The 26,437-nt window shown below is 40.2% G+C and carries 16 protein-coding genes, 2 pseudogenes and 3 riboswitches; of the genes and pseudogenes, 9 read left to right on the top strand and 9 right to left on the bottom strand.

The window, feature by feature from the left end:
• Positions 1-10: 10 nt before the first annotated feature.
• Complete coding sequence (locus BK581_RS07820) at positions 11-1,153, top strand: glycerate kinase (RefSeq protein WP_078577643.1); 1,143 nt, start codon at positions 11-13, stop codon at positions 1,151-1,153.
• A 184-nt stretch (positions 1,154-1,337) separates the two neighbouring features.
• A pseudogene (locus tag BK581_RS07815) lies at positions 1,338-1,908 on the top strand (DUF6434 domain-containing protein).
• A gap of 32 nt (positions 1,909-1,940) precedes the next feature.
• Here BK581_RS07815 and BK581_RS19905 read toward each other — a convergent pair.
• A pseudogene (locus BK581_RS19905) lies at positions 1,941-2,167 on the bottom strand (IS1595 family transposase); the annotation flags it as partial.
• Between the two features lie 436 nt (positions 2,168-2,603).
• Here BK581_RS19905 and ade point away from each other — a divergent pair.
• Complete coding sequence (gene ade, locus BK581_RS07810) at positions 2,604-4,346, top strand: adenine deaminase (protein ID WP_078577642.1); 1,743 nt, start codon at positions 2,604-2,606, stop codon at positions 4,344-4,346.
• Between the two features lie 395 nt (positions 4,347-4,741).
• Here ade and BK581_RS20435 read toward each other — a convergent pair whose 3' ends face one another.
• From BK581_RS20435 to thiM, 5 genes are read right to left on the bottom strand one after another with little or no spacing between them, the layout of a single operon-like run.
• On the bottom strand, positions 4,742-4,864 hold the full coding sequence (locus tag BK581_RS20435; RefSeq protein ID WP_257821793.1) for a hypothetical protein: 123 nt from the start codon (positions 4,862-4,864) through the stop codon (positions 4,742-4,744).
• A 1-nt stretch (position 4,865) separates the two neighbouring features.
• A complete protein-coding gene (locus tag BK581_RS07805; RefSeq protein ID WP_143709645.1) occupies positions 4,866-6,164 on the bottom strand; it encodes a helix-turn-helix domain-containing protein in 1,299 nt (432 codons plus the stop codon).
• A gap of 58 nt (positions 6,165-6,222) precedes the next feature.
• Positions 6,223-6,885, bottom strand: coding sequence for a thiamine phosphate synthase (gene thiE / locus BK581_RS07800; protein ID WP_078577640.1), 663 nt, complete (start codon positions 6,883-6,885; stop codon positions 6,223-6,225).
• A complete protein-coding gene (gene thiD / locus BK581_RS07795; protein ID WP_078577639.1) occupies positions 6,882-7,712 on the bottom strand; it encodes a bifunctional hydroxymethylpyrimidine kinase/phosphomethylpyrimidine kinase in 831 nt (276 codons plus the stop codon). The genes thiE and thiD overlap by 4 nt, the downstream gene beginning before the upstream one ends.
• A 12-nt stretch (positions 7,713-7,724) precedes the next feature.
• Positions 7,725-8,522, bottom strand: a complete 798-nt coding sequence (gene thiM / locus BK581_RS07790; protein WP_078577638.1) for a hydroxyethylthiazole kinase — start codon at positions 8,520-8,522, stop codon at positions 7,725-7,727.
• Between the two features lie 79 nt (positions 8,523-8,601).
• Positions 8,602-8,705: riboswitch (TPP riboswitch) on the bottom strand.
• An 89-nt stretch (positions 8,706-8,794) separates the two neighbouring features.
• Between thiM and BK581_RS07785 the strand changes: the two genes are divergently transcribed.
• Positions 8,795-9,892, top strand: a complete 1,098-nt coding sequence (locus BK581_RS07785; RefSeq protein ID WP_078577637.1) for a nitric oxide synthase oxygenase — start codon at positions 8,795-8,797, stop codon at positions 9,890-9,892.
• A gap of 77 nt (positions 9,893-9,969) precedes the next feature.
• Here BK581_RS07785 and recQ read toward each other — a convergent pair whose 3' ends face one another.
• Positions 9,970-12,105, bottom strand: coding sequence for a DNA helicase RecQ (gene recQ, locus BK581_RS07780; RefSeq protein WP_095995538.1), 2,136 nt, complete (start codon positions 12,103-12,105; stop codon positions 9,970-9,972).
• Between the two features lie 330 nt (positions 12,106-12,435).
• Here recQ and BK581_RS07775 point away from each other — a divergent pair, with 330 nt between their 5' ends.
• Positions 12,436-13,044 (top strand): alpha/beta hydrolase, encoded by a 609-nt coding sequence (locus tag BK581_RS07775; protein ID WP_078577635.1) that lies wholly within the window; start codon positions 12,436-12,438, stop codon positions 13,042-13,044.
• 6 nt (positions 13,045-13,050) lie between these two features.
• Positions 13,051-13,656, top strand: coding sequence for a flavin reductase family protein (locus BK581_RS07770; RefSeq protein WP_078577634.1), 606 nt, complete (start codon positions 13,051-13,053; stop codon positions 13,654-13,656).
• A gap of 1,360 nt (positions 13,657-15,016) precedes the next feature.
• Here the strand turns inward: BK581_RS07770 and BK581_RS07755 are convergent.
• Positions 15,017-16,267, bottom strand: a complete 1,251-nt coding sequence (locus BK581_RS07755; protein WP_169837607.1) for a TraB/GumN family protein — start codon at positions 16,265-16,267, stop codon at positions 15,017-15,019.
• A 578-nt stretch (positions 16,268-16,845) separates the two neighbouring features.
• On the opposite strand from BK581_RS07755, the gene BK581_RS07750 reads away from it, so the two are divergent.
• The 3 genes from BK581_RS07750 (at position 16,846) to metE (ending at position 24,967) form a co-directional block, all read left to right on the top strand.
• Positions 16,846-20,127 carry a DEAD/DEAH box helicase gene (locus tag BK581_RS07750; protein ID WP_078577631.1) on the top strand — a complete coding sequence of 1,094 codons (3,282 nt, stop codon included), beginning with the start codon at positions 16,846-16,848 and terminating at the stop codon, positions 20,125-20,127.
• Between the two features lie 203 nt (positions 20,128-20,330).
• A complete protein-coding gene (locus BK581_RS07745) occupies positions 20,331-21,833 on the top strand; it encodes a DEAD/DEAH box helicase (protein ID WP_078577630.1) in 1,503 nt (500 codons plus the stop codon).
• Positions 21,834-22,073: 240 nt separating this feature from the next.
• Positions 22,074-22,180, top strand: a riboswitch (SAM riboswitch).
• 172 nt (positions 22,181-22,352) lie between these two features.
• Positions 22,353-22,554: riboswitch (cobalamin riboswitch) on the top strand.
• 124 nt (positions 22,555-22,678) lie between these two features.
• Positions 22,679-24,967: a 5-methyltetrahydropteroyltriglutamate--homocysteine S-methyltransferase gene (metE, locus tag BK581_RS07740; RefSeq protein WP_078577629.1), complete on the top strand. Its 2,289-nt coding sequence runs from the start codon at positions 22,679-22,681 to the stop codon at positions 24,965-24,967.
• A gap of 1,026 nt (positions 24,968-25,993) precedes the next feature.
• Here metE and BK581_RS07735 read toward each other — a convergent pair.
• A complete protein-coding gene (locus BK581_RS07735) occupies positions 25,994-26,353 on the bottom strand; it encodes a hypothetical protein (RefSeq protein WP_078577628.1) in 360 nt (119 codons plus the stop codon).
• Positions 26,354-26,437 lie beyond the last annotated feature (84 nt).

Here is a 26,437-nt window from a genome sequence, read left to right as displayed (position 1 = left end):
GGAATTTAAAATGAAAATTATCGTGGCGCCCGATTCATTTAAAGAAACGCTAACAGCCCAGCAAGTGGCCAATGCGATAAAGACTGGACTGCAAAAAATTTGGCATGATGCGAATATCGTGACGTGTCCGATGGCAGACGGTGGAGAAGGAACTGTCCAATCCTTAATAGATGCTACAGGTGGACGATTAGTGACGAAAATAGTTGAGGATCCATTAGGACGGAAGGTCGAAGCTAGTTTCGGTATTCTCGGTGATCATCAAACAGCCGTCATCGAAATGGCATCAGCATCTGGCATTCATCACGTGCCAAATGCATTAAAGGACCCAAAAATAACGAGCTCTTATGGGACTGGTCAGCTCATTCAAGGAGCCCTTGACCTTGGCATCAAAAAGCTTATTATCGGTATCGGTGGCAGTGCAACAAATGATGGTGGAGCAGGTATGTTTCAAGCTCTTGGTGGCTCTTTAATGGATATTGATGGAAACGAGTTGAAGCAAGGCGGAATCAACTTGCAACAATTAGCGGCAATTAATATGAGTGGCTTAGATCCGCGGCTTAACGATGTAACAATACGCGTAGCCTGCGATGTGGATAACCCACTAACAGGACCAAATGGCGCCTCAGCAATTTATGGTCCACAAAAGGGAGCAACAGCTGATGACATAAAGAAGCTTGATGCAGCGCTTCACCATTATGCGCAAGTGATTGAAAGAGACCTCGGTCATCACGTGGATGAGGTCCAAGGTGCTGGAGCCGCTGGCGGTCTCGGGGCAGCCTTCCTTGCCTTCTTTCCAGCATCCTTAGAAAAAGGGGGAGAAATTGTGTCTGATGTGACAGGTCTTGAAGCCTATATTGAACACGCTGACCTCGTCATAACGGGAGAAGGCGGTATTAATCACCAGACCCAACATGGGAAAACCCCTGTTCACGTGGCACGTATTGCCAAAAAATATCATCTTCCTGTTATCGCCATATGTGGAAGCATTGGTGAAGGTTATGAATCTGTCTATCATGAAGGCATTGACGCTGTTTTCAGCTCACTATCCAATATCGTCACTTTTGACGATTTAAAGGGCGTATCACATGAATATCTTGAACAAACAGCAGAAAACATCGCCCGATTATGGAAGCTTGGAGAAAATAATAAGTGATGCTTTTAAACTGATGAGAATACGATCTCATCAGTTTTTGCATACATTACCATTGAAAAAATGCATCATGCCGCTTTTAACTAGCGTTCTTTTCTTTTCGTAAACTTATTGTTTTAATTAAATTAAATTTGATTAATAGGAACGGTTGTTCTATAATGGTTGAGTTGTAATGGAGGTGTGTTTTATGAGACCTAATCTAACAAAAGATATTAGTATAGATAGTTTTAGAGATTACTATTGGTTAAAAGAAGAATTACAATCATTTTGTAGGGAAAATGAAATAAGTGCTTCTGGTTCTAAAATAGATATTTCCGATAGAAATAGAAACATTTCTTCTGACGGGAGAGATAAAGAAGCCTATCAGAAATTCAAGAGTAAATAAAAAAATAGAGCCACAAACAGATTTAAGTCTGGATACAGTCATTACAGAAAATCATCGTTGTAGTCAAGATGTAAGGGCGTTTTTTAAGACAGTAATCCCGAAATTTCACTTTTCGACCTATATTCAAAACTATTTTAAAAACAACATTGGACGGACTTATCGTGACGTTGTAGACGCTTGGTATGAGGAAGAAGAACGCAAAAAAGCCCCTTCTTACAAGAAAAAAATTGCACCTCAATTCGAATATAACCAATTCATTCGTGATTTTTTTGCAGACCCTAAAAATCAAGGGAAAAGTCGTGAAGAAGCGATAGAAGCATGGAATAAAATCAAGAAACTCCCTGGAAGTAACAAATATGAATCCAATAATTAACCTTTTAGAACGCCTTAACATGTCTATTGTAAGTGATTTGATTTTCGGCAAGCAGAGACAAGCATTTGTTTGATTCGTTCCTCAAATGCTATTTGTTTGCTCAATTCAAGTCAACGAACTCAATTTAGGTAGTTATCCAAGTATTTATTAGTTGCTACTCCTTGAAAATGCGCCATCCAAGTTTATAAGCGACTATGGAAGTTGTTAACGTGTTGAATATGGTAGATTCCTTCTTCACACGCTGTTTTTGTTGATGATCAGCTGCAAGTGATCATATCTTGAGCGTATAGTGTTTCCTTCTGTTATTAATTAAAGGCTCGTAGAAACGCTGCATTTGTGAAGGAGACTGAAACAAGGAACATTTATTGAATAAGAAGACCACGGGACATGTTTAGCTTAAAATGTAATGCCGATCTTCACATAAATGGGCTGAAAAGAGTGGGGTAATGATCACTGTGAAATAACTTGACAATTTTAACAGTGGACGTAGATGTCTGACGACTATTTCGTTATAATAGTACTAATCAATTTATACAACCATAGCTTTACTTACAAAGCTTGCGACATGATACTCAGAAAATATGTCATTCAAGAGAGTCATCTCCGGTGAAGGCATGAATATACGTTGAAGATTGATGATGACGAACGTCTTTGGCAACAGGCCAGAGACGTTTCATTAAAAAGGGGCGTTAGAAATGGCAGAAAAAAAAGACTTAATTAATCGCATACACGTAGCAAATAAAGTAGCACCAGCAGACTTAGTTATAAAAAATGGTAAAATCGTTAATGTTTTCACATTGGAAATTGAAGAAGGCGACGTAGCCATATACAACGGGATGATTGTCGGAATAGGGAACTATGAAGGAAAAAAAGAAATTGATGCAAAAGGAAAGTATGTTGTACCTGGATTAATAGATGGGCATGTCCACATTGAATCTTCTATGGTTCCTCCCCATAAATTTTCCGATATTGTGATCCCACATGGTGTGACAACGGTCATTACTGATCCCCATGAGATTGCAAATGTTACAGGAACTGATGGTATACAATTTATGCTTGAAGACTCAGAAGGGGTGCCTTTAGACGTTTTGTTTATGTTACCTTCATGTGTGCCAGCAACACCGTTTGAACATTCAGGAGCCACACTTACAGCAGAAGATTTAGCCCCATTTTATGATCATGAGCGTGTGTTAGGATTAGCGGAAGTCATGGATTATCCCTCGACAGCCGCTGGAGTCCCAGACATGATGGCAAAGCTTCATGACGCCCTAAGTAAGGAAAAGCTTATTGATGGACATGGAGCAGGACTCGATGCTGAAGCTATGAATGTATATGGGACAGCTAGAATTACAACGGATCATGAATGTACGACAGCTGAGGAAGCAGCTGAGCGGATAAAAAAAGGCCTTTATGTCCTTATAAGAGAAGGATCTGCTGCAAAGGATTTACAAGCGCTTATACCGCAAGTGAACGTTACTAACGCTCGCCGTTTCTTATTTTGCACCGATGACAAGCACCTTGATGAGTTGATGGCAGAAGGGAGCATTGATGCGAATATCCGTTTAGCAGTAAAACATGGTCTCGATCCACTTCTCGCTATCCAGCTTGCTACGTTAAACGCTGCAGAATGTTACGGTTTAAAAACGAAGGGGGCAGTAGCACCAGGTTATTTAGCTGATCTCTTATTAGTTAATGATCTAGACTCATTCACAATTTCACATGTCTTCAAAAATGGAGAATTGGTAGCTGAAGATGGTAAGACATTACCGGAGGATGTGGAGGAACGTCATCTGCCAGAAAATTTAACTCATACTGTTAACACGCCCGAGGTTACCTTAGAAAAACTAGCGATTCCTGCATCCAGTTTAGGTCAGGCATATGCCATTAAACTACAGCCAAACAGCCTCGTAACGGAAAAAATAATTGTGGAGCCGCCTCAGTATAATGGGAGCTTTATTAGCTCGCCTGCGGATGGTCTGCTAAAATTGGCAGTTATTGAACGCCATCATCAAACAGGGAATATTGGGTTGGGCTTTATTCAGGGGTTAGGGCTTAAAGAAGGTGCCATAGCCTTAACAGTTGCTCACGATTCACATAACCTTGTCGTAGCGGGAGCCGATGACAAAGATATGTTAAAAGCGATTAACGAAGTTGAAAAAATGAAGGGCGGTATGGTCATTGTCAAGCACGGGGAACCGATTGCTTCATTACCATTAACAATTGCAGGTCTTATGTCGGCAAGTGCGATAGAAGAGACATTAGCCAAAATGAAAGGCGTAGATGAAGCTTTAGTAGAGCTAGGCTTTATAGGGAATTTTAATCCGTTCTCTGCCTTATCATTCATGTGTCTACCTGTTATTCCTCAATTGAAATTGACAGACATGGGCTACTTTGATTGCACATTAGGTACCCACTTAAACATTGCAGTCGAAAAGTGATGATGAGTATAAGAAAAGGCCGTTTTTTCAAATAATACGAACCTTCAATCAGTGGGAATTTTCGTTCTTCTTCCACTGATAAGGAACACAAGCTAACGTCTTCGCGTCCTGCGAAAACGCTTGTGTGACCAACATCCTGTTGGCCCGAGTTAATCAGGTCATTAGCACCTTTCTCTCCCGGCTAAATAGAGTTAGCTCTCCACTCTATTATGAGCCGGGAGCTTTACGGACGGTTGTTATCTGTGGTAAATTAGCGAGCTAATTAAACCATTAACAAATTAGGATAGAGATTTAAACGCACTGACTGAAGTATCGGCTAAAGAAGATACTTCACTGGGCGCTGAAGCAAGTAACACAAATAGAAAAAGCACCCGGATGTCGGGTGCCTTTTTCTATTAAGCTACGATTGGAGCTTGTCTTGTATGTGTGGAATCAAATTGTTCAGTTTGTGCCGTTAGAGAAAGGGCACCTCCAACAAGAACCACAACAGTTAATAATACAGCTAATTTCTTTTTCATGTTAATCTCTCCTCACATAAGATTTTTTGTAAACATCGACTTCCATGCGCAAATATTCATTTGCTTTTTTATACTGCCTTTTTTTAGAATAATACTGACTAAAGTCAGTAACGGCATCTTCAACAAATCGCCAAAGTTTATTATTGTAAAGGTAACTTAAAGCTTTGTCAGTTTTTTCTTCATAAGCTTTTTCATTACCGAGTGCGTAGTCTAACTTTGCTTCATAAACGAGTAATTGGTAATAATGGTGTTCAGAGAAGCAGTAGTCATCAGCTTTATTTAAATATTCGCGCATCTCATGATATTTCCCCGCTAATAAATGTGTTTGAACTAACCAGTGATATGAATAGTAGCTATGGTTAGGCACGAAATTGCCATTGTTCTTCTTAATCTCTCGTTCTCTTATAGCAAGACTTTGTTTAAAAGATGCAATACTAGAAAGATAATCTTTTTCATCCACCTGAAGCATGCCGAGTGTATGTAGTAAATCCGCTTCTTCTCTCACATAATTGTGATCACGGGCAATCGACAATCCTTTATTTAGCGCATGATGTGCTTGATCATATTCTTTCAATTCTATCAAAATCTGTCCTTTTACCGTGTGGCAATCGATTGTTTTAGAAATCTGATTGACATTCTCAAAAATTTCCTTCGCTTCATTGATATAAAATAAAGCACGATAATAATCATTCATTACATAAAAAAGTTGAGCACAGTTGAATTTCGTTTTAGCTGTATCCATATCACGAGAAACATGTTTTAAAGCATTTAAATAATAATAATAGCTTTTAGAGTAGTCCCCGCTTAAATAATACTTAAGCCCATTAATAAAATGGTAATGAAAACGCGTTGATTTTGATAGATTCTTTTCATCAAAATCTTCCATGTAAAAAGAAATATGTTTGTAAATGCTATCTGCTTCTTCTAGATCAAATCTTCTTAAAGCGTGGTTACATTGGATTAAAAGGTATTGTAATTCTTGCTCTAACGACGGAATAAATGCAAAATCTTGTTCATGTTTAGTGTGAAAAGCTTCTGCATCAGCTAAAGAGCTCTCTAACGAAAGTTGGTAAGCACCTAATAATTTTTCCACTCGCATAGAGTAATGATCATGATGGGTGAAGTAATCGGTAGGAACTTTTAAACGCAACGCTAGCAACCTTAGTATATCGTAGGAGGCGTCATATCGTCCACTTTCTATATTACTATAATGAGAAGGTGAGACGATGCCTTTACACAAATCTGTCTGTGTAAGTCCCTTTAATTGCCGATAAAACCTAATTCTTTTGCCAATATCCAATAAAATCCCCTCCTAACGTTGTTTAATGATATGTTTTCACACGAAACTTTTGGTAGTATTAAAATTTGTTAACAATTGCTTTGTTGAATCTAGCGGCAGCTTCAGCTGGTGAGGATGCCCCGGCTATGGCCGAAATGACAGACACGCCGTTGGCACCTGCTGCTAGTATAGGAGGAGTGTTATCAGCTGTGATGCCACCTATGGCAACGATAGGAATAGTCAACCCTCTTTGCCGGAATTCTTTAATTCTCTCAGGTCCACATACGTCATCTGCATCATCTTTTGAAGAGGTCTCATACATAGGACCAGTCCCAATATAGGTTGCCCCGTCTTTTATGGCTTGTTTTGCATCGGCTAACGTGTTGGCAGATACACCAAGAATCTTGTCTCTCCCAATTTTCTCTCGAACGGAAGCGGCGCTTTCATCACCTTGTCCCACATGGATGCCATCTGCATTAAGCTTAATAGCCAATGCTACATCGTCATTAATAATAAAGGGGATGTGATGTTCTTGGCAAATCGCTTGTAATTCACAGGCTAATGCCAGTTTTTTGTCCCCAGTCAGACTGTTTGTACCTTTTTCGCGAAATTGAAACATTGTAATACCACCTGAAATCGCTTCTCGTAAAATTGTTGGAAGTGGACGATTCACATTCGTGCTACCGCAAATGAAATAAAGACGTAAGCGAGAATTGACGTCATCTTGTGTGTACACGCTCATTCAGTGATCACCTCCAATTCATGTAATGGTTCATTGTAGAAACGTGGGGCAGCGTGATTCGTCGGGCCAGGCCCTTTGCCAACAGCAAAACCATGTTTAATCGCTACATGGATAAATGTCTTCGCTTCTTTAACAGCGTCTATTAAAGGGAGACCTTTAGCTAAATGAGCTGTAATTGCGGCGGCATATGTACAGCCAGTCCCGTGGGTATGACGGGTGTTGAGTCGTGGAACTGATAAGTAAACATAAGTCGTTCCATCATACAAGAGGTCAACAATTTTAGTTTCATCAAGATGATGACCGCCTTTAATTAATACGGCACGAGCTCCCATCTCGTACATCATTCTGGCTGCTTCTTTTCGTTGTTCCAAAGTGGTTAAGGAGCGACCAGTAATTTCTGAAGCTTCAGGAATGTTTGGCGTAATAATTGTTGCTAACGGAAATAGTTGTGTTTTAAGTGCCTCAATGGCATCGTCTTGGAGAAGTTTCGCTCCTGATGTAGATACCATGACAGGATCAATAACTAAATTTGTCCAATTATAATTAGCGGCTTTTTCAGCAACGATTTTAATCGTCGGTTCGTCAAATAACATGCCGGTTTTAACCGCATCAGCACCAATATCATCCGCCACAGCTGTAATCTGTTGCGAGATACCTTCGGGTGGGACAGGATACACCCCGCTGACACCTTGACTGTTTTGTGCGGTAATGGCAGTAATCGCACTCATACCAAACACGTCAAGTTCCTGAAAGGTTTTAAGGTCCGCTTGAATACCCGCTCCGCCTCCGCTATCAGAGCCGGCAATCGTAAGAGCTTTAGGTAACATTATGTTGTCCTCCTAAGAATGAATCGAGATGAGTTGCTCAATATCTTCTGGTTTTAAGTCATAAAGGGCGTCGAGAAAGTGCATTTGAAAATGGCCAGGCCCCATATTGTCACGACGTGTTGCAGCATGTTCAGCGGCTACCCCATAAAAGCCAATGGCAGCGGCGGCAGCTTCGACGACATTATCATGGACAGCGATAAAAGCACCTGTGACAGCACTTAATAAACAACCAGCTCCCGTAATTTTGGATTGAAGAGCATGACCATTTTCAACGGTGTACGTTATGTGACCATCGGTAATGACATCTGTTTTTCCGGTAAGTGCCGTCACGGTTTTCCATTTTAATGCAACATTTTTTGCAATCTCAGCCGCATCAGTTACTTCAGCAGTAGAATCGACGCCTTTCATTTTGACATTCTCGTCTGAAAGGTTAGCAATTTCGCTAGCATTACCCCGTATAAGCGTAATATCAAGCTCGTTTAATAATCGTTGGACCGTTTCTGTTCGATAAGGTGTCGCCCCAGCACCTACTGGATCAAGGATAATAGGAACGCCCGCTTTATTTGCTGCTTTACCAGCAAGTAGCATGGCATTAACAACCGGTTTAGTTAACGTGCCAATATTAATGACTAACGCTTGTGACACACTGGCCATATCGGCTACTTCTTCTTCAGCATATGCCATAACAGGACTGGCACCGAGGGCATAAAGGCCATTTGCTGTGAAATTTGTTACCACCACATTTGTAATGTTGTGGATAAGCGGAGATTTTTCTTGAATAATGTTTCGTAATTCATTAACAGGTAACATCTTCTAACCCCTTTCCTTATTTTACATCTTTTAGAAGTAAAATGAAACATAAAAAACCGTTCGCGCAGAACGAAAGGTGAAAAGAGTCGTTCCACTTTCCTACGCTGGCATGCTGTTCCAGATCAGGTTCAAAGGGATTAAGCAATCGCTTATCTCAGCCCGAAGGCACCCCTAGTGGTTAAACTATTGTTTTTTCTATCATCTCTATACTATCATAATAATAATTAGAGGAACAAAAAAATTGAGAAAGTATAACAAAAGTGAGGGCAATCATGACAAATTTATTCAAAAAAGCGGAAGCGTTTGTTCGGACATGCTATCAAGAGTTAGGAATGGAGGACAAAATAGAAGAGCGTCTTATGACGATAAAACAAGACATTCAAGAGACGAATTTTTATGAACATACGTTTACAGAGCTAGAGCATGGGGCTAAAATGGCGTGGCGAAACGCTAATAAGTGTATCGGTCGTCTGTTTTGGCATACACTTACTGTACGTGATGCCCGTTTGTGTACTGACGAAGAAGCGGTTTTTAACGAATTAACGACACATCTACACTTAGCAACTAACGGTGGTAAAATCAAACCAATGATGACCTTTTTTGCACCAAGAAAACACGGTGAAGAGCCTGTGAGAATACTCAACCATCAGCTTGTTCGTTATGCAGGTTATGAGGCCGGACCACATATAATAGGTGATCCAGCGTCGCAGTCATTCACAGCTTTATGCGAATCACTAGGATGGCGTGGAGAGGGATCAGCTTTTGATGTTCTGCCACTGGTGATTAAATTGGGTGATGGCAGTGTGAGATGGCGTGATTTGTCTGAGGACGAGGTACTTCGAGTGCCGATTAGTCACCCGGATACAGATAAATTAAATGACTTACAGTTAGAATGGTACGCCGTGCCAGCTATTACTGACATGATGGTTGAAATTGGTGGGATCGAATATCCAACAGTGCCATTCAACGGCTGGTATATGGGGACTGAAATCGGCGCGAGGAACTTTGCTGATGAACAAAGATATAATTTATTACCTATCGTGGCTGAGAAATTAGAGTTTGATATGACAAAGGCTTCATCGTTATGGAAAGACAAAGCATTAGTAGAGTTAAATCGTGCCGTGCTGCATTCCTTTCAAAAAAAAGGTGTCAGTATCGTCGATCATCACACGGCTGCTGAGCAGTTCAAGCAATTTGAAAAGCGTGAGAAAGCGAGCGGTAGACCCCTTACAGGAACATGGAGCTGGCTCATACCACCTCTATCTCCAGCTACGACCCATATTTTTCATCAAGACTACAAAGACGAGCTTGTATCACCTAATTTTCACTATCAAGAGCCGCTTTTTCAGGAAGATGGCTGTCTAAAATAGCTGTTTATACAAAAATCCAATCGGCATTAACTTAGTCGCCGATTGGATTTGATAATGACATAATCTATGCTTCTATCTTAAGAGTGGATGAGATACTCTTGAATATATACTTTTAATGTAAAATAATCGATTTCTTCTGGAAGAGCTTCTTTTAGAGGCTTTAGGCCATCTTCAAGGCCGATGCGATCTACAGCCTCTTCGATCAATTGGAGATGTTCCGTTTCTACGAGAGAAGAAAAATCTACATCGTAGCCTTCTTCAGCAGCTTGTAAAAGGTGACTTTTTGCAGTTGTTTCTTTTATATGACGTAATTCGGCAATCTCCTCAACTGTATGACCGTTTTTAAAAAGGCTGATTGTTTTTTCAAAACTCGGTGTCTTATCTTTAATCGTACCAACCCCGTCCCCACTTCCACTAAAAGTGTTTTCTTTTTCGTCAGGGTGGGCTGCCACATAGTCTTGAATAGCTTGAAGAAAAGGCTCACCGTAACTGTCTACTTTCATCTTCCCAACGCCTTTAACGTCAAGCAGTTGGGCTGCAGTTTCAGGGAGCTGAGCGCACATATCGTTGAGCGTTTTATCGGAGAAAATCATATACGGTGCAACATTGTGCTCTTTTGCCAGTGCAAGCCGCAGTTCGCGCAATGTATGGAAGAGCGGATGTGTTTTCGTATCCACTGACACAGGCTGCCGTATTTCTTTTTTAGTCACAGGTGTTTCTCCTTTTAACACTGGAACGGCATGCTCAGTCAATTGAAGAACAGGATAAGCGCCACCACTCATTTTTAAAAACTGAGACGCTGTTAAATAATCAATGAATTGGCTCACATCTTTTTGTGTCCGGTCCTTCATGAGCCCGTATGTTGATAATGTGTGTAGCGAGAAGTCTTTTACTTTTTTGTTAGCTGATCCTACGAGAACTTGGGCAACCATCGTTTTACCAAATCGTTCATTCATACGCTTGATGCAAGAAAACACCATTTGAGCCTCTCGCGTTACATCGACGGTTTCACGGTTATCCACACATTCGGAGCATTGACCACAAGGAGCGGCATCGCTATCACCAAAATAATGAAGGATATATGATTGTAAACAATTTTCCGTGTGGCAATAATTAACCATTGCTTGTAGCTTTCCGTATTCCTGTTCCTTCCGTTCGTCTTCCATTAAAGATTGATCAATGAGAAATTGTTGAATACGAATATCCTGCGGACTGAACAAAAGGAGACACTCACTTGGTTCCCCATCTCGACCAGCGCGTCCTGCCTCTTGATAGTAGCTTTCAATGTTCCTTGGCATTTGTGCGTGTATGACGAAACGAACATTGGATTTGTTAATTCCCATTCCAAAGGCATTCGTCGCAACCATCACCCGGGTGTTGTCATAAACGAATGCTTCTTGCATGTGCTGGCGTTCTTCGGCAGACATCCCACCGTGATATTTTCCGACAGCAACACCTGCGCGGCTGAGCTGTTGATGAAGCTTGTCAACTTCTTTACGGGTGGCAGCGTAAATAATACCTGCACTCGTTTTGTTTTGTTGGATATAGTCTTTAATATAGCTATCTTTGTCTATGCCTTTAATGACATGGAAGGATAAATTTTCTCTAGCAAATCCGGTCTGGACGACATGATGATCAGCCACATGAAGTGAAGTTGAAATGTCCTTTGTGACTTCAGGCGTAGCGGTTGCTGTCAATGCGAGTACAGTTGGTGTACCGTTTAATTGATGAATTAGTTCAGGGATTTTTAGATAGCTCGGTCTAAAATCATGACCCCATTGTGATAAGCAGTGGGCTTCATCAATCGCTAATAAGGAGACAGGTAATGTGCGCAGCATAGCTAAAAATTGGCCTGACTCTAATCGTTCAGGGGCGATATACACAAGCTTGTATTTCCCTTGGCGTATCCCGTTAATTCGCTCGTTAACGTCTTCGTATTGCAAAGAACTATTAATATAGGTCGCTTCAATTCCGACCTCCTGGAGCTCGTCTACCTGATCTTTCATTAGTGAGATGAGGGGTGAAATGACGAGTGTGACTCCTTTAAACAGAAGTGAAGGTATTTGATAACAGATTGATTTTCCGCCTCCGGTAGGCATGACTCCCATCGTGTTGTTGCCGGCAAAAATATTTTCAAGTATGTGTTTTTGGCCCGATCTAAAATGATCGTAGCCGAAATGTTCTTTTAAACGCTGTTGTGCTTCTAGCAGCATTGTCATTCCTCCAAAACAAGTCATTTTCCTGACATTATGAGTAAGACAAATAGGTGATTAAATACTATTTGCCATTAAATGATTGTCTATTAAAGTGATCATGTCTTTTAATAGTGTACATGAAATTATCGGGTTTTTATACTTTGAAAATACGATCCCATATGTTAGAAAAAAAAGTGATTCATTTGATAAGTGATAGGGAAACTACTATAATGAAGTAAATTACTTTATTATAGTTAGTTAGAGTGGCTTATAGGTTTGGTGAAATAGAAAGCTATCAGTAGGTCATAATAAAATTTTGAAAGCATATTAAAGGGAGCGTGTTTAAAAATGAAGCATATTTTCAATAAAGGGACGAGTGAGCGAACGTTACTTTTATTACATGGGACTGGTGGAGATGAGCACGATTTAGTTCCGATAGCTGATATGATTGATCCGGATGCGTCTGTGTTGAGTGTTCGAGGTAATGTTGACGAGAATGGGATGAATCGCTTTTTTCGCAGATTACGTGAAGGTGTGTTTGATGAAGAGGATTTAGTTTTCAGGACGAAGGAATTGTATGACTTTATCGATAAAGCAGCGACGGATTATAACGTCGACAAAAAACAAATGATTGCTGTTGGCTATTCAAACGGGGCTAACATTGCCGGAAGTTTACTCTATCATTATGACAAACCGCTTCAGGGCGCTGTTCTTTTGCATCCAATGGTGCCGAGACGGGGGATTGACTTACCTAGCATGACGAAACTACCTGTTTTTATTGGGGCAGGGGCGAATGATCCTATTTGTCCACCGGAAGAAACGAAGGAGCTTTACGACAACCTTGAAAAGGCAGGTGCCTCTGTTAATTTATATTGGGCAAATCAAGGGCACCAGCTCACGAGAGATGAGATAACAGAAGCAAAAGCATGGTATGATCACGCCATTAAAGGAGAATAACAGCTTATGGCTTATATTGATCCCGCTCAGTGGTCCAAGAAAGAGAATTATCATTTCTTGACATCTGCTGTTACACCACGCCCGATCGCATGGATTACGTCGCAATCGTCACAGCGTGTTTTAAATGCAGCTCCGTTTAGTTATTTTAACATGATCTCAGCAGATCCGCCATTACTGTCAGTGTCTATTGGAAGAAGAGAAGGAAAATTAAAAGATACAGCGAGGAATATTACTGAAACAGGTGAATTTGTCGTTCATGTGATTGATGAAGACAATGTAGGTGTTGCCAATGAAACAGCGGCTAACCTACCGGCAAATGAGAGCGAAGTATTAAAGACAGGTTTAACGGAGGTAAACAGCCGTCGTGTAGCTGTGCCGTCGCTAAAAGAAAGTCGGATTCGGCTCGAATGCCGTTTAGAGAAACACCTTACTTTCGAAGGGCAAGAGGCAGTAACGGATGTGATCATTGGAGAGATTGTTGGTTATGATGTGGATGATGAGATTCTTACTGATGATAACACGGTAGACACAGCTAAACTAAAGCCTGTTTCACGTTTAGGAGGTAAGCAATACGCCTCTCTCGGAGCTATTTTTGAAATAGATCGACCCTAATTAACAGCTATTTTAAATAATAGCATAAAAGCGAACGGGTAAAGTGGCTTCTAATGATCTATATGACTTTAATCCTCGTTTTAAGGGTTATAGACCGCCACTACAACGGTAGCGTAAGTGGGAGCGTTCAAACAGGTGGCGTCGAGACACAATCTGAGTCCTCGATGTTTCAGCTTACTGAAACGAGTTCACTCCGCCCGAAAAAAATGTCGAGACTAGCCGTTATGTGCTAGTCTTTTGTTCTATATATTAACAACTAATTGACCTACGCTTTCAACATAGCCACTTTAAATCATACATATTCACTTTAAAAATACATCTAGTTCCTTTAAAGACTATATATAAGATGGGGGGTTCCTGACAGTCTGTAACGGCCAGTTTGTGATTGACGGATGGATCGTGATCCGCTTTTTATAGGACAAAGTTTAAGAGAAATTCAGCAAGTGATTGGCCGATTGCTTGATGGTTGGGAGATGAATGTGACCACACCAGTCTATCTTTAGTAGAAAAGGAAGTGCAGCGGCTAGCCATTCGAAAAGGAGAAATCATATCCCTTATAGAACGCCAGAAGCATTTAAAGCTAAGTGACAAAACGGTGAAAAAAGTGCTTTAAAAGAGGCTGATTTCCGTATCTGGGATCGTGCCGATTCACTCGTATCGGCTGAGGTATCAGGTTAAGAGTCCGATCTGAGAAATAGAAGGAGAAATTTCTCTTAATGAGTCATTTAGCATTGACAATAGCTTAAATAGATGGAGATATTCCGCCTATTGCCTCGGAAAATCAGAAAATGGCTCGTTTTGCTTTGCATAATCGGAAAATTTTCCCCTATATTCCTAAAGATGAGCTCTCTTCTGCATTTAACCGGAAAATATCCGCTTATTTTACTCTCACTAATGACTCGATTATTGACAAGCTTCTTAATCTAAATAAAGAGGGGAACAAGTTTATAAAACGAACCTTCAATTCAGTGGGCGTTTTCGCTCTTATCCTATTGATTGTTAGACGGTTATCTGTGATAAAAAAGGGGCGTAAAACGAGGTTTTTATTAAGGACACCCCTTCCCTATTAGGATGTCACGTGTCTTTTTTGTTCATTAAAGTTATGTTGTACAAAGAAAATTTATAATGGATAAGTCAGATGGTAACCCGGCAAAATCCACCTTTAATCGGGCCTTTGGCTCTAAACAGAAAATGATGACATTTTTATGCAATGCTAGGGAGATATCATTAGTTAATAATAAGCTCGAGAAATAATGAACTGCCCCTGTCAAAGAGGCATGGGTCTTAAATAGAAAATCAAAACCACCAACACGGGTGGTTTTGATTAAATCACTAACATTGATATAGGGTCAGGCCACTTTTAAAATCCCTCTGGCGTCTCAACATCATAGCCACGCTGTTCTAAAAGGCCTGCAATGCTATTATCACCTACGAGATGCATGGCCCCTACGACAACAAAATAGGTATCTCCATTATCTCCTTGAAGAAATTCTTCAATTTGATCAGTCATTGCCACATCTCTTTCATCAAGAGCAAGCTGATCAGTTTCATTATCCATCTCTCGTAAGTATGTTAACAGCTCACTGTTCCCGCTGCGCCAAAGATTAATTAATTGTCGAGTATCTTCCTCATACACGTCGTAACCTTCAACAGTGGCTTCAAGGCTTTCAATCTGTTCCTCTTCTGGGGCACCGCTAATAGTCTCTAGCTGACTTTCAATTGATTCAAGGCTAATCACAGGGAGACCATCATTATGCGCACGCTCCATAAAATAATTATCAATGCCATGCTCACCACTGAAGTCTGTTTCCATTAACGCGACATCTGTAAGGAGCATTGAGACAAACCATGGTTTGTAAGAATCAACTAGGCTACTTGTCATCCCAAATTCTGAAAGGTGTGAGACGGCTTCTTCGTACACATCTTCATCTAACACGTCGGATAATGCAGTGCCATCTGTATACATACCTTCTTGCATCATATAGCTCGTGATTTCCATTTCATCAATGTCCGCCATATCAATTTCTACTGCTAAGTGATCAGCTTCGTCAAATGCTTCTTCAATTTCGTTATGTAGAGGGTATAGATTTTCATCACCTACATGGATTGATCCAAGTAAATAAACTATTTGATTTCCTTCCGAAACAGTTAAAAAGATCCCCTTTGACGGTTCATCCTCGGGATCTTCCACCGAGAGGCGCACTCTCGCGTTCACCTCCATGCCGTCTTCCTCGAGTTGTTCTAACAATTCCCATTGACTGTCATCCATCGTTTCTGTAATAAATACGTCACCTGCGTGAAGCACTTCTAGATGTTCTAACTCGTCCAGCGGAGAAAAATCAGAAATAGCATTCCCAGCAAGGTTTAAATCAGTTAAATTTTCTAACTGCTCAATACCAGCAATCTTTTCAATCCCTGCGTCACTCGCATCAAGGATTTTTACACTAGCAGCTTCTTCTGTCGTTACAGTTTCTTCTTCACTATCCACTGCTTCTAATACGGCTTCTTCCAATGCGGCATCCTCAAATTCTATAGAAGCAGTTGAATCACTGCACCCGGCGAATAGGAGTAAGCTAGTTCCGATTAAAGATAATGTTACGTAAGATTTCATTGTCATTCCTCCAAAGAAGTAAAAATATATCATGTGTTAAATAGTTACGTCCACATCGTTAAAAAGTTCCATAAGTAGTAACAATTAATTTTCGACGTAACAATCGCATAATGAAAAATAAATAGTATCACATATCCTTTTTAAAAGCACTGTATGGAAAGGGGATGACTCCCAGAGGCCCAGCCAACTCTGGACATCCTATGCGGGATGTCTGCCTGTAGAGAATGATCACTATAGGTGTTTTTTTAGAGGTGTGTTTTGTACGATAACGTTGGTCCAAAGTATGAAGTCAATTTTAGTTTACCATACTCGTAAAGCTGACTTATGGTTGTTAACGGTATGTATTGGTTAATAAGGTCTTTTGATCTATATTTTAAAATAGGACAATCGTGAGTTGTCATAAAAATTGAACCGAATGATTTTCGATTTAGCATTGGTTATTTGGTAAAATGAAAAAATGAGTGTTTAGCTTTCAGTTAAACATACGATACTTATGTGATGAGTCTTCAAATGCTCTCATAAAACAGATAATTCTTAGTACAGTCATTTTATAAATAATTTAAAAGCAGGTGAAAAAAATGAACCTGGAAACATTATCTCATGACGATATACGTCATGAATGTGCACTGCCTACCACATTTGAAAAAGGGTTGACGTATTTTTCGGAAAATAAAATTATCGAGCTTATGAAAAATGCAACCACAGGGGTTTATGAAGGAGAAGTGGCTGCCTCCTCGTTTGGTGATAGTTATCATGTTGCCGTAGAGTATGACCTCAAAACGTTTGAAGTGGAAAGCATGGGCTGTACGTGTGCTGCCTTTCATGAGTATGAAGGAATGTGCAAGCATCTTGTGGCTGTCATGCTGAAGATAAAAAACGAGTGTCAAGAATTGGAGAGAACGAAGCTAACTTCTAGCTCGTTGATGAAGCCTGCCGATAAGCCCCATATGCCATCAGCAAGTCAGCGACGTGCGAAACGCTTAATGGATTCTTTTGAGCAAATTTACATGAAAAAACAAGAAGCGTTTCAAGAACGGGAACCACTTAATGTGGAGTATACTTTGCACCTTCAGTCGGCTTATTCCCCCCGCTTTTTAGGCATGATGTCGCTGGAATTGAAAATCGGACCTAAACGTTTGTATGTGGTAAAGGATATTCCTGAATTATTAAAAGCAGCTGAGGAAAATGAAGCAGTTAAGTTCTCTAAATTGTTTACATATCACCCAGCAGATTACTTTTTTTCGAAAGAAGATATGAGTATTTTTAGCGTAATGGCGAAAATTACGCAGTTACGTGAAGATGAAAAAGAGACGGCTAGTTACGGTTACTTCAAGTCTATGGCTGAGAAAAAGCGAGAATTTGTGATACCGCCTACTTATGCGGGGGAGATTCTTACCTTGCTTCAGACCCGTCAAGTTGTGTTAGATGATGGGCTTGAGGTGCATCATGACATAAAGGTCACTAATGAAAAGCCTGAACTGGCATTTCATTTGACAGAAGCCAACGATGAGTGGACAGGAGCGTACCGCCTGTCATGGGAAGGGTCTAATTACGCCCATTATTTCGGGAAAAAATATGGTTTTCTCTATATAGATGGGACCTTTCATCACTTGAAGGGGGATGCCCTCGAAGCCTTTGATACGTTATTTTTTCAACTGGTCACAGAGGCGCCAGCAGAGTTGTTTTTAGACGAAAGTCAGCTTGAAACATTCGCCTCCCTTGTTTTGCCGAGGCTTAAAGAATTGGGGCATGTTTCTTTAACGAAATCCCTAAACGAAAATATTAAAATGGCACCCTTACAACCGCTATTATATGTGGATTATGTTGATGAACGTCTCACTGCAGAAGTGTTTTTCCAATATGGTGAAACGAAATTATCTCCTTTTCATCGTGAAGCAACCGATAGCTCACATGTCATCGTTCGTGATGTGGAACAGGAATATTTTCTCTTATCAATTATTGAAAACATCCCTTTTAAATTTAACGGAAGTGACTTGTTTTTAGATGACCAAGCTGAAATTCTTGCATTTGTAGCTGAAGATGTCCCACAACTTTCTAAATCCTTTCACTTATATATATCTGCTAGCGTCAAAAATATCGTCCATCAGCCAGTAGAGGCACCGTCGATCAAAGTGGAAACGAATGAATCATTAAGCCTTCTCGATGTTTCTTTTGAAGTTGATGGGATAAGTGATGAGGAGCTGAATGGTGTATTAAAAAGCCTTCTAGACCAAAAAAAATACTATCAGTTAGAGTCAGGTGCTTACCTTCATTTAGACTCTGACGCCTTTAAACACATGAAGCGTGTCATTGAAGACTTAGATATGTCGGCGAAAGATGTTTCACCTCATACCTCTTTGCCGCTTTATCGCGCGTTTCAGTTATCTGAAGAGACAGAGGTGCAAATAAAAAAGGATCGGGCTTTTAAAAAGCTAGTAGAACGTTTGACTGAACCTGAGGAATTAGATTTTCCTGTTCCTGAGCATCTCGACAACGTGTTACGTGATTATCAAAAACGCGGCTATCAATGGCTAATGTCTCTTGCACACTATGGTTTTGGTGGGATACTTGCCGATGACATGGGCCTGGGTAAAACACTTCAAACAATTGCTTACTTAAGCTCAGTGAAAAATGCTGATAAAGAATCGGCACCAGCGATGATAATTTGTCCGTCTAGCGTGGTATATAATTGGCAGAAAGAGCTGGAGAAGTTTGCTCCTGAACTATCCACGGTGGTGATATCAGGCTCTCAACATGAAAGGGAGGACGCTTTAAAGTCAGCTGCTGGTGTGGACATTTGGATTACGTCTTATCCTTTAATTCGTAGAGATATCCATTATTATGACGCTCACCATTTTTCAACGCTCGTATTAGATGAAGCCCAGTATGTGAAAAATCAAGGAACGTTGACATCGAAGGCTGTTCGAATGATTACATCAACTAACAGCTTTGCATTAAGCGGGACACCGATTGAAAATTCACTGGATGAGCTTTATTCCATTTTTTCTATCGTGCAACCGGGGATTTTCAAAAATAAGCAAACGTTTAAAAATTATGAAGAAGATCGTATTGCTCGTAGAATAAAACCGTTTGTTTTAAGGCGGATGAAAAACGATGTTCTCCAAGAGCTTCCTGATAAAATTGAGTCCATTGAATATACCCATTTATCTGAGCAGCAAAAGACGGTCTATCTAGGTCAGCTACATTTATTGAAATCTGAAGCAAGTGAAGTCTTTCAAACCAATACCTTTCAAGAAAATCGGATGAAGTTGTTGGCAGGTTTGACACGGCTGAGACAAATTTGCTGTCATCCAGGGATGTTTTTAGATGATTATACCGGCGGATCTGGAAAGCTGGACCGGCTCCTTGAATACTTGGAAGAAGCAAGAGATGCCGGGAAACGTATCGTGCTTTTTAGCCAGTTTACCCAAATGCTTGCTATTATGAAAAAGCATCTAAATAAAAGTGGTTGGGACTATCATTACTTAGATGGATCAACGCCTTCTAATGAACGAGTTGAGCTAGCAGAGAGGTTTAATCGAGGAGAAAAAGATTTATTTCTCGTGTCATTAAAAGCTGGTGGCACAGGGCTTAACTTGACAGGAGGGGACACGGTCATTCTTTTTGACTCTTGGTGGAACCCTGCTGTAGAGGAACAGGCAGCAGATCGTGTTTACCGATTTGGACAAAAGCGTGTCGTACATGTGACCAAAATGGTTACGACAGGGACGATTGAAGAAAAAATTCATCAATTACAAGAAAAAAAGCGGCATCTACTTGATCGCGTCATTCAGCCTGGAGAAACAATGATGTCATCACTAGGTAAAGAAGATATTGAAGAATTGCTAGGTTTATCTTAAAAAGGGATGGTTATTTTAGTTGATATATGGTAAACTTAACAAGTTGAAAAAATTTCAGAAGGATTCATCCTTTTCTCAGTAGGTTAAAATAGGATAACGCATGCAGCTTGTCCGTTTAAAAAACGTATGAGCTGCATTTTTAAGGTTAAAATAAATACAATCGCTCTGACGGTAAAGTATGAATTAAAAGGAGATAAAAGCATTTGGCACGTTTTAAAGATTTAAACATTGAAGAAACGATTTTGAAATCCATTGAAAAAATGGGGTTTACTGATGCAACCCCTATTCAGGAAAAAGTTATTCCAGCTGCAAAGGATGGCCGCGATGTCATCGGACAAGCTCAAACAGGAACAGGAAAAACAGTAGCTTTTGGGATTCCTTTACTGGAATCGGTCATACCACAGCAACGTCATCCACAAGGTCTTGTATTAGCTCCGACGAGAGAATTGGCTATTCAAGTATCAGAGGAATTGAACAAGCTCGGTCGCGAGAAAGGTGTAAGTTCTCTTGCTATTTATGGCGGTCAGGAGATTTCCAAACAAATCCGAGGACTTAAAAAACGCCCTGAAATCATTGTAGGGACACCAGGACGTTTTATGGATCATATGCGCCGTAAGACGATTCGTCCAGAGTATATCAATACGGTTGTCCTTGATGAAGCGGATGAAATGCTGAGTATGGGATTCATTGAAGATATCGAGACGATTTTAAAAGAAGTCCCTGAAGATAGACGGACGATGCTATTTTCAGCAACGATGCCTGCAAGGCTGAAAAATGTCATAGCATCATTTATGACCGATCCTGTTAACGTAACGGTTAAATCAAAAGAAGTAACTGTTGAGAATATTGAGCAACGCTACGTTGTGGTTAACGAAAAACAAAAATTCGATGCGCTCTGTCATTTACTGGATATTGATCCGCCTGAATTGGCAATCGTCTTCGGACGTACGAAGCGACGAGTTGACGAAGTCGCTGAGTCACTAGGGATTCGTGGTTTTGCGGCTGAAGGCCTCCATGGTGATATGAAGCAAGAGCGTCGTGATGCGGTCATCCGTAAGTTTAAACGAGGCGCTATCGAAATTCTTGTTGCGACAGATGTAGCTGCAAGAGGGCTCGATGTGAATAACGTCTCACACGTGTTTAACTTTGATTTACCACAAGACTCTGAAAGCTATGTCCATCGTATCGGTCGTACAGGACGTGCAGGTAAGAGTGGTATAGCATTTAGTTTTGTCACACCGAAAGAGCGAGATCACTTAAAAGTCATTGAAAAAACAACGAAAAAACCGATGAAGCAACAAGGGGTACCGACATATGAGGAAGCATTAGCAGGTCGCCAAGATAGATCTGTCAATCATTTGCAGAATTCACTTCGAAAAGGAGATTTTGAACATCTTCTCGGAGCAGCAAAATCACTTTTAGAAGAACATGACCCTGAAACACTCGTAGCTGCGGCATTAAAAACGATGACGAAGGAACCGGATCAAACGCCTGTTCATATTACTGGTGAAGCACCTGTTCGTTCTAAACGTCGTAACTCAGGACCACAAGGCGGAAATAAAAGCCAGGGTGGTTATCGAGGTGGGTCACGTCAGAGAAATGACCGTGGACGCCGTGGTGGAAAAGGCCGTGGAACTGGTGGATCTGGCGGATCTGGTGGTTCTGATGCAAAAGTAAAATCTTTGTCTTTCAAAAAGAAAAAGTAACATCTTATTTGAAGGTGTTTATTAGAGTGTGTTAAAGGGGCGATTGTCCTTTTAACACACTCTTTTTTTGATCTTTAAAATGTTTTAGGGGGTCTCGATGTTTCAGCGATGTGATCAATCTCCTCTTTGTGATTTACTAATTAGCCAAAAAAATTGGAATTTTAAAATTAATTTTAATTATTTGTTGATTTATTATCTGAGTATGTTACACTCGTTAATAACTTACCAAACTTCATATGATTCTTATCCAGAGAGGTGGAGGGACTGACCCTATGAGACCTCGGCAACCAGTACGTTCGTACACGGTGCCAATTTCAGAGGAATGCTTAGCATTTCAAAGATGAGAGAGACGTGATCTGCATTTAATACTGCTATCAACCCCTTTTCTCATCTAAATTATTAGTGAGAGAAGGGGTTTTTTACGATGGTATAACGTTCCTCAATGTAATGGTACGATTAGAAACTAGCTTCTGACCTCTCGTTTATTGAGGACGTCCTAAGCCTGTTTTCTTATAAAAACTTCATAGTCGTGAGATAGGTTCATTTAGCGTTTAATACGCTGAATGATTAAAAGGGAATCTGGTGTAAATCCAGAACGGTCCCGCCACTGTAAGTCAAGAGTGAATATGACCAAGTCACTGGAAGTCAATATCTTATTCTGGGAAGACCATATTCATGATGAGAGACGAGTCAGGAGACCTGCCTATTATCACAACACTGTTATCCTACGGGGAAATAGGGAGGTGTTAAATATCTAAGACATGTAATAGGATATTTTTAACCTTTTCAATGGTAAAAATATCCTTTTTAATTTAGGAAGGAACAACTCACTTTTAAAGGAGGAAATGAAGATGGCACTAAAAACAAGTCAATTAGGATATCCACGTATAGGGGAACAACGAGAATGGAAGCGGACGCTTGAAGCTTATTGGAAAGGGGAACGCTCAAAGGAACGATTTTACGAGGAAATGAAACAGATTCGTTTATCTCATTTACAAAAGCAACGTGATGCATATGTTGATTATATACCAGTTGGAGATTTTAGCTTTTATGATCATGTGCTGGATACGGCACTCATGTTTAACGTCATTCCAGAGCGGTTTGCAAAATCACCAGCAGACCCTTTAGATACTTATTTTGCTATGGCAAGAGGTAGTGATGATGGGGAAGCATGCGAAATGACGAAATGGTTTGATACAAATTATCACTACATTGTGCCGGAATTTCATCGAGGCTGGGTACCTAAAGTAACGACCAACTATACCCTTCAAGCATATGAAGAAGCGAAGAAAGAGTTAGGAATTGAAGCCAAGCCTGTGCTTATAGGACCATTTACATTTTTGAAGTTATCAAAGGGTTATACAAACAATGAATTTCCACAGTTGGCAGAAAAATTAGTTCCGTTGTATGAACAAGTCATATCAGAACTGTATCAAGCTGGCGCTTCACTTATCCAATTAGATGAGCCATCACTTGTTACCACATTATCAGAAGGAGATATTGAGCAGCTGAAAGGAATTTACCGTGAATTAGCTGAGAAACTTCCAGAAGTTAGCTTGTTGCTCCAAACGTATTTCGGTTCAATTGATCATTTTGAGCAAATTGTCTCACTTCCTGTTAAAGGGATTGGACTAGATTTTATTCATGATAAAGGTGTGAATTTACAAGCAATTAAAGCTCATGGGTTTCCAGAAGGCAAATTATTAGGCGCTGGTATCATTGATGGCCGTAATATTTGGAAAACAGATGTACGTGATGCGTTGTCTCTCTTAACAGAGCTACAAGAAGTTGTTCCCTCTGAACACTTACTTGTTCAGCCATCGTCGAGTTTATTACATGTGCCAGTTACATTAAAATATGAAACGAAATTAGATCAAGAACTCCTTAACGGTTTGTCGTATGCCGAGGAAAAATTGTATGAATTACACTTGTTAAAAACGATAAGCAATCATCCAACAGATGAAGCGGCGAAACAAACGTTTGAAGAGTATCAACAGTCAGTTGACACGTTTAAGCATGCCCCATTTAGAAAACTAACAGACATTTCAACTGACTCGGACTTGCCTACTGAACGAACGCATACGTATGAAGAGAGAAAAGAATTACAAGAAAAGAAATGGCACCTTCCGTTTTTACCAACGACAACGATTGGGAGTTTCCCCCAGACACGTGATGTGAAGCGAACACGTACTGAATGGCGTCGGGGAGAGCTTGATGATGACACATATGACACTTTCGTTAAGGGGAAAATTGAAAAGTGGATTACGATCCAAGAAGAAGTGGGACTAGACGTGTTTGTACACGGTGAATTCGAACGGAATGATATGGTCGAGTATTTCGGTGAAAAGCTGAATGGCTTTGCCGTAACACAAAATGGCTGGGTGCAATCATACGGCTCCCGTTGTGTAAAACCTCCGGTGGTTTATGGGAATGTGAGCTTTGAAAAACCAATGACGGTGAAAGAGACGAAATTTGCTCAATCATTGACGAAAAAGCCGGTAAAAGGAATGCTCACAGGACCTGTCACCATTTTAAACTGGTCATTCGTTCGCAATGATATACCTAATCGAGACGTCACAAGGCAAATCGCAAAAGCTTTAGTAGAAGAGGTGAAGGCCCTTGAACAAGCAGGGATCGAGATGATTCAAATGGATGAACCGGCGTTGAGAGAAGGATTGCCATTAAAGAAACATGAGCAACAAGCATACTTAGATTGGGCAGTTGAAGCGTTTAGATTGGCAACTGCTCAAGTAAAACCAACGACACAAATTCATACTCATATGTGCTACTGTGAGTTTCATGACATCATTGATTCCATTAAAGCATTAGACGCTGATGTTATTTCTATAGAGACGTCCCGCAGTCACGGTGAACTCATTGAGACATTTAAAACGAATGTCTATGATAAAGGGATCGGTTTAGGTGTTTACGATATTCATAGTCCTCAAATTCCAAATGTTGAGAAGATGTTAAATGTGATTAAACAAGCATTGAATGTTTTACCAGCACAAGCCTTTTGGGTGAACCCAGATTGTGGATTGAAAACGCGAACAGAAGAGCAAACAATTGCAGCGTTGAAAAATATGGTGACAGCTACGAAGAAAGTAAGAGAAGAATGGAAGGTTTCCCAATAAACGAGCTTTCTATGAAACAAACGTTTAGCAACGGATGAGCTTTTTATCCGACGTCCTCACTTATCAAGACTCCCCTACGGCACATCGAGATTCTTTCTCTAGCTTTAGGGGAGTTTATTTATCACAGATAACCGACCGTAAAACTCTCGGCTCAAAATAGGGAGGAGAGATTAACTATATATGCGGGGATAACGGACGCTCATATCCTGATTGACTCAACTATCAATCAGTGGAAGAAGAACGAAAACTCCCACTTTTAAAGGTTCGTTTTATGTCTATCGTCTGGAATCGTCAAAAATAGTTGGTGATTGACGGGGGACCGTGATCCGCTTTTCACATGACCAAATTAAAGAGAAGTTCAGCAAGTGATAGGCCTGAGGGATGAACTAGACAGTGAAAAAGGTGTTTTCTCAGCTAGTCGAAAATAATATGTTGATTCCCCATATGGGATCGTGAGAATGCGCTTTTATCGGTTGGGGGATCAGGTTAAGAACCCGATCTGAGAAATAGGCGGAGAAAATACTCTTAAATAGTCATTGGCAATGGAAATAGCTTAAATAGACGGAGAAATTCCGCCTATTGACTCGGAAAATCTGAAATTGGCTTGTTTTGCTTTGCATAATCGGAAAATTTCCCCCTATATACCCCAATATGAGGTCTTTTCTGCATCTAACCGGAAAATATCCGCTTATTTTACTTTCGCTAATGACCTCATTTTGACAAGACTTCTTATCCACAAGTAAAGAGGAGGTGATTTAGTTTATAAAAAAGGTACGTAAACGAGGTTTTTTATTAATGACAAGCCAGGATGTCACACGTCTTTTTTGTCACTCATGTTATCTCGTTTTAAAGTCCATTAAAGTTATGCAAAGAAAAAGGTCCTTTATAATGGATAAGTCAGGCGATAACCCTTCCAAATCCACCTTTAACCAGTTATCACCTTTTTTCAGCTCTGAACAACTAGAATGATTAAACTGAAAATGATGACATTATTTATGCGTGACTAGTGAGTTTCATAGACATATTTTATATATCATACTCCTCAAGAAATGTGAAGTTATCTAATGATAGGTTCAAGCGATTTAATTGTTTCAGGACTGCCTCTTGTTTTACCTTTCCATCTTCTTGAAATTCTTTTGGGTAGTTTTCTGGAGAACCGACTACCGCACCTTTTTCAATCCACTGTTTTCGGTATAATTGAAAAGCTGCCTCCCTCATGTCAACAGGTGTAACAATATAGCCTAAATCTACTTCATGATCTTCACTATATCCATATTCAAAATAACAACAAGGGCAAATATCATAAGAGGCTGAATGGCTATGGATCTCATATGGTGGGGCATCTAACCCATCGTATCCGCAAATTGGACAAATATAAGTTTTCATCTAATTCAGCTCCCTATTGATTATACTAATATGTTGTACCGTCAATTATTATTTTTGTGTTCTAACATTCGTTTAATAAATAGA

This window comes from Salipaludibacillus agaradhaerens, assembly GCF_002019735.1.
GTDB classification, from domain to species: domain Bacteria; phylum Bacillota; class Bacilli; order Bacillales; family Salisediminibacteriaceae; genus Salipaludibacillus; species Salipaludibacillus agaradhaerens.
The sequence above is the reverse complement of the archived record's forward strand: the minus strand, read 5'-3'. Positions and strand labels throughout refer to the sequence as shown.

Bases quoted from the DNA above. Each gene is read 5' to 3' on its own strand.
- BK581_RS07785 (WP_078577637.1), top strand. From the start codon at position 8,795: ATGACAAATTTATTCAAAAAAGCGGAAGCGTTTGTTCGGACATGCTAT.
- ade (WP_078577642.1), top strand. From the start codon at position 2,604: ATGGCAGAAAAAAAAGACTTAATTAATCGCATACACGTAGCAAATAAA.
- BK581_RS07735 (WP_078577628.1), bottom strand. From the start codon at position 26,353: ATGAAAACTTATATTTGTCCAATTTGCGGATACGATGGGTTAGATGCC.
- recQ (WP_095995538.1), bottom strand. From the start codon at position 12,105: ATGCTGCTAGAAGCACAACAGCGTTTAAAAGAACATTTCGGCTACGAT.
- thiE (WP_078577640.1), bottom strand. From the start codon at position 6,885: ATGAGCGTGTACACACAAGATGACGTCAATTCTCGCTTACGTCTTTAT.
- BK581_RS07775 (WP_078577635.1), top strand. From the start codon at position 12,436: ATGAAGCATATTTTCAATAAAGGGACGAGTGAGCGAACGTTACTTTTA.
- metE (WP_078577629.1), top strand. From the start codon at position 22,679: ATGAAGATGGCACTAAAAACAAGTCAATTAGGATATCCACGTATAGGG.
- thiM (WP_078577638.1), bottom strand. From the start codon at position 8,522: ATGTTACCTGTTAATGAATTACGAAACATTATTCAAGAAAAATCTCCG.
- BK581_RS07820 (WP_078577643.1), top strand. From the start codon at position 11: ATGAAAATTATCGTGGCGCCCGATTCATTTAAAGAAACGCTAACAGCC.
- BK581_RS07750 (WP_078577631.1), top strand. From the start codon at position 16,846: ATGAACCTGGAAACATTATCTCATGACGATATACGTCATGAATGTGCA.
- BK581_RS07755 (WP_169837607.1), bottom strand. From the start codon at position 16,267: ATGAAATCTTACGTAACATTATCTTTAATCGGAACTAGCTTACTCCTA.
- BK581_RS07770 (WP_078577634.1), top strand. From the start codon at position 13,051: ATGGCTTATATTGATCCCGCTCAGTGGTCCAAGAAAGAGAATTATCAT.
- BK581_RS20435 (WP_257821793.1), bottom strand. From the start codon at position 4,864: ATGAAAAAGAAATTAGCTGTATTATTAACTGTTGTGGTTCTTGTTGGA.
- thiD (WP_078577639.1), bottom strand. From the start codon at position 7,712: ATGTTACCTAAAGCTCTTACGATTGCCGGCTCTGATAGCGGAGGCGGA.